The 14,855-nt window shown below is 36.2% G+C and carries 8 protein-coding genes; 7 read left to right on the top strand and 1 reads right to left on the bottom strand.

All coding sequences use genetic code 11. The annotated features are described in order from the left end of the window. Nucleotides 1-490: 490 nt before the first annotated feature. The 7 genes from JSS34_01640 (at nucleotide 491) to JSS34_01610 (ending at nucleotide 8,113) form a co-directional block, all read left to right on the top strand. On the top strand, nucleotides 491-1,279 hold the full coding sequence (locus JSS34_01640; protein ID MBS0185049.1) for an SDR family oxidoreductase: 789 nt from the start codon (nucleotides 491-493) through the stop codon (nucleotides 1,277-1,279). A 36-nt stretch (nucleotides 1,280-1,315) separates the two neighbouring features. After that, complete coding sequence (locus tag JSS34_01635) at nucleotides 1,316-2,533, top strand: hypothetical protein (GenBank protein ID MBS0185048.1); 1,218 nt, start codon at nucleotides 1,316-1,318, stop codon at nucleotides 2,531-2,533. Nucleotides 2,534-2,543: 10 nt separating this feature from the next. After that, nucleotides 2,544-4,445, top strand: coding sequence for an asparagine synthase (glutamine-hydrolyzing) (gene asnB, locus JSS34_01630; protein MBS0185047.1), 1,902 nt, complete (start codon nucleotides 2,544-2,546; stop codon nucleotides 4,443-4,445). Nucleotides 4,446-4,617: 172 nt separating this feature from the next. Further along, a complete protein-coding gene (locus JSS34_01625; protein ID MBS0185046.1) occupies nucleotides 4,618-5,742 on the top strand; it encodes an ABC transporter permease in 1,125 nt (374 codons plus the stop codon). Nucleotides 5,743-5,745: 3 nt separating this feature from the next. Next, nucleotides 5,746-6,537 carry an ATP-binding cassette domain-containing protein gene (locus JSS34_01620; GenBank protein MBS0185045.1) on the top strand — a complete coding sequence of 264 codons (792 nt, stop codon included), beginning with the start codon at nucleotides 5,746-5,748 and terminating at the stop codon, nucleotides 6,535-6,537. Beyond that, on the top strand, nucleotides 6,538-7,449 hold the full coding sequence (locus tag JSS34_01615; GenBank protein MBS0185044.1) for an MCE family protein: 912 nt from the start codon (nucleotides 6,538-6,540) through the stop codon (nucleotides 7,447-7,449). Continuing rightward, nucleotides 7,436-8,113: a membrane integrity-associated transporter subunit PqiC gene (locus JSS34_01610; GenBank protein ID MBS0185043.1), complete on the top strand. Its 678-nt coding sequence runs from the start codon at nucleotides 7,436-7,438 to the stop codon at nucleotides 8,111-8,113. The genes JSS34_01615 and JSS34_01610 overlap by 14 nt, the downstream gene beginning before the upstream one ends. A gap of 165 nt (nucleotides 8,114-8,278) precedes the next feature. On the opposite strand, the gene JSS34_01605 is transcribed toward JSS34_01610, so the two are convergent. Further along, nucleotides 8,279-14,428: a hypothetical protein gene (locus tag JSS34_01605; GenBank protein ID MBS0185042.1), complete on the bottom strand. Its 6,150-nt coding sequence runs from the start codon at nucleotides 14,426-14,428 to the stop codon at nucleotides 8,279-8,281. Between the last annotated feature and the right edge of the window lie 427 nt (nucleotides 14,429-14,855).

The following is a 14,855-nucleotide window of genomic DNA, read 5'->3' as shown; positions in this document are numbered from 1 at the left end:
AAATCAATTCATTAGTATTCTTTTTTCCTTCTTGATGAAAAGTGGACACAACCTAATAATAAGAAAAAAATGGGGTTAATGCTTTTTATTTTTTCTTTTAAGATATATTTTAATTTTTATGAATCTAAGTAAATTTCCCGAGAAGAGGTTTTTTAAGTTTTTTTTCACAATATCTAGAAATAAATTCTAACATTATAAATTTTTTTAAGATTCATTTATGAAGGAAAAAACCATGACGCTTAGAAAGAAAAATATCCTTAATCTATATACATGCCAGGCTAGCGCCTCTTCAAAGGTTTCTATCTTAATTAAAAAGACACTTCAAAGAGCTTTTCAAAAAAATTCACGTAAAAAAATCAAAACTTTTAATAAATTTTTAAAAAAATATTTTTTTCTTAAAAAAAAGGTTCGTGAGTACTTATATAAAATTACGTCTTTTCTGAAAAAAATAAAAACTATTTAACTTAAATAATGAAATAAAGAAGTTATCATGAAGAAATTAACCCATAAAAAAGCCCTTATCACAGGTGGAAGCAGCGGCCTTGGTCAAGAAATTGCTATTGCTCTTGCAACGGAAGGAGCAAAAGTCGTTTTTGGATATTATCACAATGAAGAAGGAGCACAAAAAACACTTGAAGAGATTGAAAAAACGGGAGGTATAGGATTTTCCATTAAAGCAAATCTTGAAGACCCAACACAAAATTTGTTCTTAATTCAAGAAACATATAAAATCTTAAAAGGGATAGATATTCTCATCAATAATGCAGGCATAATAATTCCACATTTAAATTTTACGGACATTTCTTTAGAATCACTCCAAAAGACCCAATCCATTAATTTGATTTCACCTTTTATCTTAATTCAAGAAACCGCTAAAATTATGAAAAAGAAAAATAAAGGGGGAAGCATTATTAATATATCTTCAATGAGTACTCAATTCATAACGCCAGGATCAACACATTATGAATGCTCCAAGGCAGCGATTGATGCTCTTACGAAAGGTGCTGCATATGATCTAGCACCTTATGGAATTCGGGTAAATGGAATTGCTCCTGCTTCAATTGCAACTTCTATTAATGAAAGACAACGTTTAAAAGATCCAAAAGGTTGGATCAAAAGAAAAAATACTTTTCCTTTAAAAGAAGGATTTCCTGAGGACATTGCAAATGCTTGTATTTTTCTTTCATCTCAAGCATCGAAATGGATAACTGGCCTGACCCTTCCCATCGATGGAGGAGCAAGGCTCATAAACCCCTTTAATTTAATCTCTTCTCTTTAAATTTTTTAATTCTATACAAAATATAGGACGATACATATGAAAATATTAGTGGTCATAGGGCCTGCATTTGGCGTTATTAATCATACACTTGCTCTTTCAAACATTCTTCATACACAAGGGCACGAGGTTATCTGGCTTACAGGATATAAATCCCGTGATCATTTGGAAAAAATGGCCTCCCCCTACCTTACTTATTATTCTGATCTTCATGACTTAAATTTTAATGCGAATAACCCCGGAAAAACGCCTCATTTCATTTTTTCTTGTAACTACGACTATTTAAAAAAATCGATTGAATATGAGCTTGATTTAATCGCAAAAATAAAACCGGAGTTGATCATTACAAAACATCATTATTCTCCAACCATCTCAGCAAGAATCTCTAAATTACCTCATGCTTATTACTATACAGATGGCGGGGAGTATTTTTTTAAAGATCGAAACCCTCATAATCGTTGGCAAGATACAACACTTATACAAAGTTATCAAAGAGCAGCCTCACATTTTGGCCTTATTTGTGAAGAAAAAACAGCTATAACTGACTACCTTTTTTCTCCTTATCTCAATATTATTCGAGGCGTTCCTCTTTTATCTTCTTTAACAAAAAAAGAACAAAAAAGCTTAAACAGTTCCTGTGTATTTGGAGGAATTTTAACATATGATGGGCTAAATTCAGATTTCTCCCATATTTTAAGTCAAATTCCTTCAAAGTCTCCTTTAATTTATGTAACCTTTGGAACGCATTCTTATCAAAAGGAACGTATAAAGATAATCCTTGAAGGATTAAAGGATTTTGAAGGATCAGTTGTTATTTCCACAATGGATCTTAACCCTGAAGAATTTTACCCATCTCCACCAAATTTCTTTTTAACAAAATATATTCCCAACGATTTAATTATGGAAAAATCAGACTTAGTTATTCATCATGCTGGATATGGAACCACTCTTACTTCTTATTTAAAAGGGGTTCCTCAACTTGTTATTCCAAATAATCCCATTTATACCGCCCAACTTGCACATGCTAATGTTATAGAGGCTCATGAATGTGGAAAATACCTCTCTTATGAAAATTTGACCCCCAAAAAAATAAAAGAGTTAGCCAACGACCTTATCTTAAATAAAATTTACAAAAAAAATGCCTTAAAATTAAGCCAAGCCTCTCATAAACAAGATATCATTTGTAAAAAATTATTTTTAGACAAATTAGAAAATTTAAATTCTTTAATAAAAAATATAAATCTTTTTACCAAATAAGGAACTTTTTATGTGTGGCATCGCTGGTTTTTGGTATTTCTATAAAAAAACATCACATCCTGAAAAACTATTAAGAAAGATGGCAAAAAGTATAGATCATCGTGGACCTGACGGTGAAGGAATATGGTATGATCCTACTCTTTTTATTGGATTTGCACATCGACGTCTGAGCATTGTTGATTTATCTGAAACTGGACATCAACCTATGATTTCCAAAAATGGGCGATGGGTCCTTTGTTATAATGGCGAAATTTATAATACAGCTTTTCTACAAGTACTTTTAAAAACGAAAGGAGGAATTTTAAACGGACATTCAGACACTGAAATTATTCTCGAAAGTATTTCTCTTTTTGGGCTCGATTTTACCTTGCATCATCTTAATGGTATGTTCGCTTTTTCACTCTGGGATCGTCAGACAGAAACACTCTATTTAGGAAAAGACAGATTAGGAATTAAACCCCTCTATTGGACCCATCAAGAAGATGGTATTTGGTTTGCTTCTGAATTAAAAGCCTTGCTCCAAGATAATGCCGTTCGCAAAAAAACAAATCCGGAAGCAGTTGATAAGCTAATACGTTACGGCTATATCCCTGCTCCCCTCACCATTTATAAAAACATTTTTAAATTATTACCTGGATACATCCTTACGTTTAAAAAAAATAATCCTCCCGCTTTCCATCCCTATTGGACGCTTGAAGACACCATAAAAGAAAATGCTCATCACACATCTCTATCCTCTGAAGAAGATCTTCATGGTCTATTAAAAGAGGTTGTCAAAGACCATTTATCAGGAGATGTGGATATCGGCGCCTTTTTATCAGGAGGAATTGACTCAACACTTATTGTTGCTTTAATGAAAGAAGTAAGCTCAAATCCTATTAAAACCTTTTGCATCGGATTTAATGAAAATTTATATAATGAAGCTCCTTATGCAAAAACGATTTCTAACTTTCTTGGCACTGATCACACAGAACACTATATATCTTCAAGCCAAGTATTGGACGTTATCCCTAAATTATCAGACATTTATGATGAACCTTTAGGGGATTCCTCCCAAATTCCGACATATCTTGTCTCGTCCCTTTCCCGCCAGCAAGTAAAAGTTGTTCTTTCAGGAGATGGAGGAGATGAACTTTTTGGAGGTTACAAACGTTATTTACTAGGAAATAAGCTTTTTCGTTGGAAAAATTGTGTTCCTTGTCCTTCTTTTTTAATTAACTTTTTAAATAGGATGCCTAAAACAGTCAAAAGGATTTTTCATTCTCTCCTTCCCCCTATTTTAAAAAAATGGGGATATCCTGAATCTTTTTTTAAAGTACTTGAGCTTTTGCATTCTAAAAATTATTTAGAAATTTACGATATTTTAATCAATATTTGTCCTAAAAATATTTTAATAAATGAAAACCCTTCTCTCTGGGAAGCTCTTTCAAATAATCTTTCCTCACGAACAGCAATCGAACAGTTTCTCTATTTTGATGAAAAATTTTATCTTCCAGATGATATTCTTGCAAAAGTTGATCGTGCGAGCATGGCAGTTGGACTCGAAGTAAGAGTCCCTTTTTTAGATCCGCGCATCGTATCGCAAGCCTGGAGAATACCAATAACTGAAAAAATCCAAGGAAATTCCCGTAAAAAAATATTAAGATCGATTTTGTCAAAATATCTTCCTAAAAACCTTTATGAACGTCCTAAAATGGGATTTAGGGCACCCGTTGATCATTGGTTGCGAGGACCTTTAAAGGATTGGGCTCATACCCTTTTAGAACCAAAAAACCTAAGCCCTTATTTTAATCAAACACATGTTATGGAAGCCTGGATAAATCATCTAAACAAAAAAAAAGACAATGGAGATTTTTTATGGCCGATTCTTATGTATCAAGCATGGAAAGAAAAGTGGCCAACAGAACTTTAAGAACATAGTATGATTAAATCATATACCTTTATATACTTTAAATATCTTCTTTGAGAATTTCAAATCCTGCTATACTATAACAAAGGGTAACATGAAAAATAAAAAAACTCTCAAGTTAGATTTTGTCTTTAATGAGATATGATAAAAAACCCTTCCAGGAGGTAGTCAAGACGTGCCAAGCCTTTCCTTGTCCTATTCTAAAGATCAAACCTTTCTTATCCCAAAAGGAGAATGGTGTATCTGGGATCTTGGGAAGTCCTACCAAACCCTTCAAAACATTGATCTTAAAAATGGAAAAAGCCGGCACGTCATCATTGATCTTTCAGAAATCTTAAAAATTGATACAGGCGGCGCCACATTTCTCCTATTAATAAAAAAACGTTTAGAAGACCAAAAATTTTTTGTAACCTTTAAGAACGGTGCAAAAGAGATACTCCAAATTATAAATCTTGTTCATCACTATCCACTTACCTTAGACACCCCTAAGAAGCAGTCTTCATTCTTCTTTTTTATTTCAAAACTCGGAGAAGCAACCTTAAATCTTTATTCTTTAAGTCTTCAATTGATCTCTTTTTTTGGACAGGTTATCCTCACGCTCATTCAATCTTTAAAAACCCGTTCTTCCTTTCGACTCACATCATTTTGTTCGCATTTACAAGACGTGGGCGTGAATGCTCTCCCCATCATTGGCTTAATTTCTTTCTTAATTGGCGTTGTTCTTGCGTATCAGGGAATCACGCAGCTCAAACGCTTTGGAGCTGAGATTTTTACTGTCAATCTTTTGGCTTTAGGAATCCTAAGAGAAGTTGGAATTCTCATTACAGCGATCGTCGTTGCAGGAAGATCGGGAAGTGCTTTTACGGCTCAGATTGGCACCATGGTTTTGAATGAAGAAGTTGATGCCATGCAAACCATGGGACTCAATCCTGTCAATGTTCTCGTCATTCCTAGGATTATGGCTCTTATGATTGCACTTCCTCTTCTTACTTTTTTTTCTGATATTATTGGACTTTTGGGAGGCGCTTTTATGACCCATACATTGATGGATTTAAGTTATGTTCAATTCATTGAGCAACTCAAGCTTGCCATCGTCCCCAAAACATTTTGGGTCGGCATGATAAAATCTCCTTTTTTTGCTTTCCTCATTGGCCTTGTTGGATGCTTTGAAGGCCTTAAGGTTTCAGGAAGTGCAGAAAGTATTGGTCAACATACCACCAAGTCTGTGGTTGAAGCCATTTTCTTAGTCATTGTTGCAGATGCTGGGTTTTCAGTTCTATTTTCTTATTTAGGGATCTAAAGAATGTCAAAATCCTTTCCTTCTCTTCATTCCTCTTCTCCTGTTATTGAAATCAAAAACCTTGTGACAAATTTTGGATCAACCTTAATCCATGAAAATTTAAACTTAGAGGTCTTTAAAGGAGAAATCATTGGAATTGTTGGCGGATCTGGTTCTGGAAAGTCCGTCCTCTTACGAACAATTTTAGGCCTTAATCCCCCCCGTTCTGGATCAATTAAACTTCTTGGAAAAGAAATTTATAAATCCAATAAAGAGAAGCAAGAGCATGTTGATAAAGCCTGTGGTGTTTTATTTCAGAATGGAGCTCTTTATACGTCTTTAACCGTCCGTGAAAACATCCTTGCTCCTTTAAAAGAAGTTGCAAAAATATACCCTCCTTTTGCAGATTCCATTGTTGCTTTAAAACTTGGAATGGTCGGACTTCCTCTTGAAACCGCTTTGAAGTATCCTTCGGAGCTCTCAGGAGGCATGACAAAACGCGTTGGCCTTGCGCGTGCCCTTGCTCTTGACCCCAGCATTCTCTTTTTGGACGAGCCCACTTCTGGACTTGACCCTATTTCAGCTGAGGCTTTTGACACACTCCTTAAAAAATTACACACGCATTTAAAATTTACTGTCTTTATGATTACACATGATCTTGATACTCTAAAATCAGTTTGCACACGAATAGGGGTTCTTCTTCATAAAAAACTTTTCTGCGGAACATTTGAAGAGCTTAAAAAATTAGAAGATCCTTGGATTCATGACTATTTTCACGGATATCGAGCACGCAAAATCTTTGGAAAAGGGTCTTAAATGGAAACACAAGCACGCTATTTAACCGTTGGAAGTTTTGTTCTTATCCTCCTTCTTGGCGTTTTAGGATTTGTCCTTTGGATGGGTAAAAAAGAATTTAGTGGGACAGACAATCTTTATGATATATACTTCCAAGGGTCCGTAACAGGCTTAAAGGTTGGAGCTCAGGTTCTTTATCGCGGGGTTCCTGTTGGAAGTGTTCAATCCATTGCGATAGATCCTCATAATATTGAGCAAATACGCGTTCGCGTAAATTTGCTTCCCAGCACCCCCATTCGAGAAGATACGGTCGCTTCTCTTGAAATGCAAGGGATCACAGGAATTGCATTTGTGCAACTGACTGCGGGGTCTCCCAACAGTCCCCCACTTCTTTCCAAATCTAAAGAGGGATACCCCATTATTCATTCAAAACCTTCTAAAATTGAAGAAATTTTTGAAGCTGCTCCGAGACTTCTTAAAAATTTAAATAAGCTTGCACATGATTTAGATTTAATTTTGAATACAAATAACATTCAAAATTTTTCATCCATTTTAGAAAATCTTAAAACATTTACTCAAATTTTTGCAAATAAAGCCCAAACAATAGATCAATTTCTTGAGAACGCCGATACGGCCTTTAAGGAGATTTCAGAGACATCCAAATCTTTCCGTACACTCGCCCATACACTCCAAACCGAGCTTATCCCTCTTTCACAAAGTGCTCATAATTTCTTTCAAGAATCCACTGAATTTTTGGATGCCAATAAAATTCCTCTGCAAACATTCTTAACATCCGGACTTTATGAATTTTCAAATGTGATGTCTGAATTCCGTGTAACCTTAGAAAGTATTAACCGCCTCAGCACCAATCTCGAAAGGGATCCTTGGGCTTTTATATTTGGAACAGGAGATGATGGATATGTCCTTAATTAAAAAAAATGCTTTCTTTAAAATTTCAACTGTGTTGGGAGGGTGTTTTTCTCTTCTTCTTTTATCAGGATGCATAAACCTTCCTAAAAACTCTGAAAAATATAAACTCTTTTATCTTAAAACGCTTCCTTTTTCTCAAGAAGAACAAAAAGCTTTGCGTTTCGTTAAGTGGCAACTCATTATAGAGGACCCCTCTTGTGATAGCAGGCTCAATACAGATCGCATTATTGTTCAAGAATCATCTGCAGAAATCACCCATATCGCAGGAGCAAGATGGGTCGACCGTCTTCCCAACCTTATTAAACAATTACTTCTTAACCTGTTTGAAAACTCTGGAAAAATCAAAGGCGTTGGAACATCACTTGATGGGCTCGATGCCGATTACGTTCTTCTCATTGATATTCGAGATTTTGAATTGCTCGTTCAAGAAACCAAAAAGGTACGTATCCGTCTTTTTGCTAAAATTATGCGCCTTAAAGACCGTGAAATTCTTGGCGCCGAAACCTTTGAGGAAAGCATTCCTATTGTACAGAACTCTTATAAAGAAGTCATTGAAGCCTTTCTAACAGCCGCTAACAGCGTCGGGAAAAAGATTGTTATTTGGTCTCTGGAAGTTCCTGAGAATCTCTCTTTTCAGGAAACTGAAACAAACATACAATCCGATTAATCCTCTTTAAGGTTAAATTCATTATTTTTTTCCTGACAAAGAAAAAAGTGACCTCAATAGGTATCTTTTAGATCTTAAAAAAGGAGCAAAAAACAAATTTTTTCTCTGTCAGAGGCATTTTTTTAAAAATCCACCCTAAATTTTATGAAGTCTTGTTTAGCAAATTCATTGCGTAAAAGGTGTAAGATCGTTTGTACGAAACCATTCTGAAATGTATCTCTCTAGAGAAGAAAGTATTGTTTCATCAAGCCCTGCTAAAGGAAGCAATGGTAAAGAAAATTTTAAAACTCGATGATGTGGACCTTCTGCATGAAATTCGTATTTTATGATTTTCCTACCATTTCTTTCCATGTTTCTTAAATCCTGTGCATAAAAACTTCCTTCTACCGAAAAGATAAAAATTTCTTTATTTCTGACATCTGGAAAACACTCCTCAATTCTCTGGGCCACGAGAGAGGGGGAAGTCTGAATAATCATTTCTGATTCATAAATTTGATCTCCGTGAGCTAAAACAGCCCCCACATGATAAGGATATGGAAATCGTGTTAGCATCGTTGCAATAGACTTGGCTTGAAGCCCCGTTGCTCTCGGTTGCGCTAAAACAAGTGGTGAACCGTCACTTTCAAGAGTTACGGCTGCAGTACAGCTTGTTTCAAAGGGTTGTTCTTTAAAGTGCTTTTCCCAAGCAGACTCTATCGCTTCCCAAGAAAAAAAAGGATCTTGACCCGACACATTATAGGTTGGCATTAAATGAGCAGTAATATCTTCAAAAATAGTTTTAAGGCGTTCAACAGGAATTGAAGATCTTTCGCTTCTGAATAAGAAGCTTGATGGAATTTTTTGCCCTAAAGCAACAGCAAGACCTCCTCCTCCGTTACTTCCACTTATCACGTGAAAAAAATCTCCTAAACGTTTGCCCAATTTCGTTTCTAAATGTTCAAGCACACTTAAAAGAGCTCGCATCTGAAAGGGACCTACAATTCCATTAATATGAAGTCCGAAAAATTTCTGTGGAGAAGAAGGCACAGATGAAGGAGTTGCCGGAAGAACAGCAGTTGCAGCTGCGCCTATTGCTCCCTCTTCTGCGATTGATGCTTCTGCTTTGTCGTTTTCTGGATGTTCAGTATCCAATGCTTTTTCTCTTGTTTGTTCTTTTGGGCCAAGAGCAGCTGATGACAGATTCGCATCATTCCCTGGGGAATTTTCATCTATTCCTTGACTTCCTGGATTCACTCCGCTAGGTCTTTCTACCTCTTGTAACCCAGGAGCATTAGGCTGTGGAAAGATGTCAGGCGCTGTCAAATTTGCAATTTCCGAAAGAAGCGACCACCTTATATTATTTCCGCCAAGTTTTATTCTAAGATGTTTGTGTTCTCCATCGGCAAACATCCCTTTTAAAAACTCTCCTCCAATATTTTCAAGATCATTACCTTCAAGATCTATCTCCTCAAGATTATCCATCCCGCCATTCATGCAAAAACTGATAAGTCCCTCAAGACCAAGACCTACACCTTTGAAATTTACCGAAGTTTTACCTGTTTTCAGGACAGCACGGGCTAATGCCTTTCCAAGGAGCGCTTCAGAATTTCTTTTTTCTTCCTCTATTTCACGCCCAACACTTTTCACGCTTCCTCCCAACCACCAAGCAAAAGGTGTAACTGCAAATGCAATAGGATGGGCCGCAACAAAAGGTAGGTATCCCCAATAAGCTCCTGCAGCAGCTGTTGTTGCCGTTGGACTCGCAATAGGAGCTTTTAAGAGATCTTTCATATCAAGACTTTTTGACGTAATATTTCCAGGACTTTTAGATTTCCAACGATGCAGTGTTCGCTTCACCCAAAGCCCCATTGTTCTAATATCTCTTAAAGGACCTATTACGGTCTTTCCGACAACACGCCCTACCTGACTTAAAGTATCTTGAGTGCCACACAAAGTACCATGGCTCAATGCCCCTTTTCCTTCAAGAAAATCTCCTAAGTGCTCACTTGAAAGACGTTTCGTCAGAGCATTAAACATTTCTCGAGAAACACCTGGAATGACTTCTCTAAATTCTAAAAAGGAAACTTTTGTCCCTTCAAGGATAAGACTTTCAAGCTCACTTAACCCATTTATAATACGACTTAATCCTTTGTCCGAAAAGGCACTGGCTCCTTTTAAATTTAAATGCTTAAGATGAGGAGTGTCTAAGTTCAAGTCGCTCAAATAAATACACTCCTCCAAAGAAAGCACACATAAAAGAGGAGCTGTAATAGTAAGCTTTGAAAGACAGAGACGATTTAAAAGAAGTGTATGTAAATTTGAAAAGTTAAAATTTAGCGCACGTCCCATCAAATGAGAGTCCCCAAATCCTAAAAGATCAAGATAAAAAAGCCCGACAGCATTTGAGACAAAAGACACAAATGCATGTATGCTGGTCAAAATAGTGTTCGGATCCGAATTTTGCATACTAAATTTTTGGTTTCTCATGGTTAAAAAAGAAACTCCTCTAAACCAAAGGGCTTCCACATCTTTTTTTTGAAGAACTTCACTTTCTGGGATGCTCATAAAAATAGGAGAGACTCTTGAATTAGCCATTTGATGAAGAAAAGTTCCTTCTCCTGGCCGCGCTCTTTCTGGAAAACACGCAAACATATCTGCGAACCAGCATCTTATTTTATCATCTTCCATCCAAGCCTTAAAATTCTCAGACACAAGACGCAACTTTTCATTTTCCCCCAAACCAGAAAGAGAAGGGATGGTTAATTTTAGGGAAACATTTTCTAAATCATTTTCATGTCTTCCAGAATCTTCTGCTGTTGCCACACCTTTAGCACTCTCTCTTGTATTTTCTGTTGGATGAGAATGTTGTTCCCCCCCTTGTTCTACTAACGCACCTGCTTCCCCATCTTCTTCTAAGAGCGGCTCCCATTCTTGATGTTCAAAATCTTTTCCAGCACCTTGACCTTCTTCCCTTTCCTTTATTCTTTGTTCATCCTGATGCAGTAGAGATTTATCAACATTTGCGGATACTAAAGCTTGAGCCCATCTTAAAGACCGTGGGCCTGTTTTTTTTCTTTTCGGGGAATTATTTAGATTATAAGCTTTCCAAGGATTCATATACCGACACAAATCCCAATGTGTAAAGGGAGATGTTATATGGCTAAAGGCATATTGCAAACATTTTAGCCTAAGGTAAAAAGCACTTAACTCCTGATGAGATAAAGGCATCGTGTGCGTGCCTTCCCCTTCCATTTGAGATTGAATTCTTGTTAACTCTCGTATCCAATCAACCAGTATTTTATCAACATCAAGCTGCTTAAAAAAAGTAGATACTTCTTTATCAACAGCAATACTGCTAAATGCATGAGAGGTTAAAATTGCTCTATTTTTGCCTTTTACAGGAGGTAAAAAATTCGTACGGGAATCCAAAGGATTAACAGAGAAAAAGTCTTGTGATCTTCCTCCAAAAGAAAAATTGACTTCTCCATTTTTTAAGAAAACTAAAACATCTCCATCTCCATGAGAGTTGGGCATTAAAATCAATAAACTAATTAAATATTCCGATAAAGACCGACGAGAGACATGATAATCATGATTTCCGATGCGAGCCGTTAAAAGGCCGGAATACTCATCAAACTCTATAGCTGCCGTCTCTAAGGTCTCATGCCCATAAAAGAAAGAAAAGGCTTTAGATTGCCCATCCTCACCTTCTACCTTTACACACTCAAAAAAAGAACTTCTAAATAATTGATGAAGGAAAAGATGAGCTGCTTGATCTTTCGTCATTGTCTTTGTACAAGGATAAATTTTAATGGGCTCAGTATCTCTTGTTTTAAAGATATCTCCTTCTTTTGGAGAGGATTGTGGATCATTCAACCAGCCTAGGAAATAAGGTGGAAGGCTATAATGTCCAAAATATCCTGGAACAACCACAATTTTGTCAGGTTCAAATGTGCCCTTTAATAAGCTCAGAATGTAGGTAATTGCCAATTCTTTAAGCTCGTTATGCATTTGGGTGAGTGTTTTTCCATAAAAAAAAGGGATTGTACGCATCAAACTTTTTTCCAAAAAGCAGCGCATCATTTCGATTAAGTAAAATTCTTCCACACTTGCAAGACCAGGACAAATTTCCTGTAGCTGGCTAAGAGTTTCCATAGAACCTTTAGTTTTCTGAATTTCTTTATCGACACTTTCTTTTATTTTTACATCTGTCTTTAAACCAAAAAGCTCAACAAAATACTCAAAATTGAATCTTCGAAGAAAATCAGCATTGAGAGGCTCTTTTTCTAACCATCTCTGCCATCCTTCTATAGATGAAGAAAGCCGATTCCGAACGTCTCTTAATTTTTGTTCTTCGGCTGCTTTCCAAGCCTCATGGAAGTGATTTCGGATGAGAAATTGATCTAAAAGCCTCTCCCACCCAAAGGACGCATGTTGTTCTGATAGGGTGTTAAACGCAACTTCATAATCGACATCAAGCGCCCCTTGAAACTGTAAGTCATGGGACCATCTCAAGGCCTCTTGAGGATGACATAAATGAGTTGGACGCAAGGGACGTCCTATACTTTTTCTTAGCAACTCACAAAAAACAGCTTTAAATCTCCTACGTATGGCCTCATCCAAAGGAGATCTATTATCTTCCTCCAAGCAAAAAGCACCACTGTCAAGAAGAAGCTCCACAGCTTGAGCATTATCTCTTTGGGTATATTCCATTAAAAGGGAAGACGCTTGAGGAAAAGGTTTATAATTGACATCAAATCCAAAATAAATCGCCCAGTGAAGCGCATTTTTGAAGTTAATTTTAGGATTTTTTAAAAGATCATAAATCCATTTCTGCATCTTTGAATTAAGCCGCAATTCCTCAGGAGCTATTTTAGAATCTTTAGATTCAAAACGAAGGATTCCGTCATCAAGACGTTGCGCATAAATGTGAAAATGATCATTTAAAATATCTGCGTCTTGAAGACTCTCTGCATTCTCCACATCAAAAAAATCTTGCAACAAGTGTCCATAAACTTCAGAAGCAGATTCCCATTGAGAAGCTTTTATAGTGTTTGAATCCTTTGGTTTTACATAGTCTAGAAATTGTGCAATTGTGGTATAAGTTGAAACTGCTCTTGCGCGTGAAGAAGGCCTGCTTCTGGACGGAGAAAGAGATTCAGGGAATAATACTTTTAAGATGCCTTGAACTTGATACATTTTTTGAGCCATCCCTTTAAGAAGTGAAAACCGCATTCGAGCTTCAAAAGTTAAAGGAGAAGCAAAAAGGCACAAGAGAGGCTGTTTAGGATTTTTCTTAAGAAATTTCTTTACTGTACTTGCATCCATCTTAAAATTTAGATAGTCATATCCTGCTTGCTCTCCTGGTTGAAACGCTCTAGGAGAAAGAAAAAGATGCCAAATAGGATCGTCTGGATATGCTTCATGAAAAGCCTTGACTTGCTCTTGATCCAAAACAAAATTTAAATAAATATCTCTCAAATGGGAAAGTTGATTAAATATATTTGAATTTTCTCTTTCTTCCTCAACATCAGGATAAAGCGCTAAGTTTGGATTTAAAAGAGGCGTCATCAAAGCAAGAAGAGTTACATCTTTTGAATGAGGCGCCTCATTCTGGAGGTCTCGATCCCCTAAAAAAAGTCTTAACCAAGGAAAAGGATTTCCTCTTTTTCCTTGAGGTTGTCTTATTACATCATTTTCTTCATCCCCTGAAGGGCCCATTATAAAAGATTTTAAGCGCGGGCTTAAGCAACGAACGCGATATACTTGACCCGTTGTAAGATATCTTTGATTATCTTCAACCCATGATGATTTAAGAACATTTGCATCTAAAGATACACCTTTGATACTTTTTGAACAAAAAATGAGATCTGAAAAGTCGATAAAAAATATGTCAAAAGGAGGAGAAGCAAAACATCTTAAAAATTCCCTGACAACAGCTTGTTGAATCTCCTCTTGAGCCTCTAACTTTGATAAAAGTTTTGTCTCAAAAACTTTCTTAATTTTTATGTCTTCGGATTCTGAAGCACCAGAAGGTGATGGCTCAGAAGAAATAGGGGACTGTAAAGAAAGAGTTTCAATCTCCATCTTTTCAGGAGGAGAAAGAGGCTCTCCATGTTCATCAATACCTAAAAATCTACGGGCTCTTTGCTGGGAAATATAAATTATATCCTTTGGATATGAAGGCATTGAAACTCGAACCGGAGTTCCTTCATAAAGTTTGATATTTTGTATTCTATCTTCCTCAAAATGCCTTAACAAAGGATGGGCATTAAGCGAGCTGCTTACAAAAGAGACAATTAAAAAGACAACGCAAATTTTCTTAAGAAAAAGCATAATTTTGTTTATTCTCCTTTTGAGCTTTTTTTCCTTGAGTGCCAAGCCTCTCTCAGATGATGTATTACGCTTTAAAAGAAATAGAAAGATATAGGATGTCAAAGATGTGTTCGTAAATTATTTTCCAACAAGACCTGCAGTCTGTATGTGGAAATATCAAAGTGTTATTCTTCTTGACTTAATTCAATCTTAATTAATTTGTTTTACTTTCTACACTTTTAAAAAAATGTAACTCTTTTTTTTTCTTAGTTCAATACAAATCTTGGGTTAGATCAAATTAAAATCAACCCAACATTAAATTTCCCTAGATTGGGATGCTTTTCAAAACAAAACTTATGAAAGAAAAGGGAACATCACTCTATTCCTGTGATGTATGAACGATAAAATACTCTTTAGGATGTTCCTCAAACATTGCTCTCCCACCCTC

The sequence above is a fragment of the Pseudomonadota bacterium genome (genome assembly GCA_018242545.1).
GTDB lineage: Bacteria > Pseudomonadota > Alphaproteobacteria > 16-39-46 > 16-39-46 > 16-39-46.
The sequence above is the reverse complement of the archived record's forward strand: the minus strand, read 5'-3'. Positions and strand labels throughout refer to the sequence as shown.

Excerpts from the sequence above, each read along its gene's own strand:
- JSS34_01640 (MBS0185049.1), top strand. The coding sequence starts at position 491 with ATGAAGAAATTAACCCATAAAAAAGCCCTTATCACAGGTGGAAGCAGC.
- JSS34_01635 (MBS0185048.1), top strand. The coding sequence starts at position 1,316 with ATGAAAATATTAGTGGTCATAGGGCCTGCATTTGGCGTTATTAATCAT.
- asnB (MBS0185047.1), top strand. The coding sequence starts at position 2,544 with ATGTGTGGCATCGCTGGTTTTTGGTATTTCTATAAAAAAACATCACAT.
- JSS34_01620 (MBS0185045.1), top strand. The coding sequence starts at position 5,746 with ATGTCAAAATCCTTTCCTTCTCTTCATTCCTCTTCTCCTGTTATTGAA.
- JSS34_01615 (MBS0185044.1), top strand. The coding sequence starts at position 6,538 with ATGGAAACACAAGCACGCTATTTAACCGTTGGAAGTTTTGTTCTTATC.
- JSS34_01610 (MBS0185043.1), top strand. The coding sequence starts at position 7,436 with ATGTCCTTAATTAAAAAAAATGCTTTCTTTAAAATTTCAACTGTGTTG.
- JSS34_01605 (MBS0185042.1), bottom strand. The coding sequence starts at position 14,428 with ATGCTTTTTCTTAAGAAAATTTGCGTTGTCTTTTTAATTGTCTCTTTT.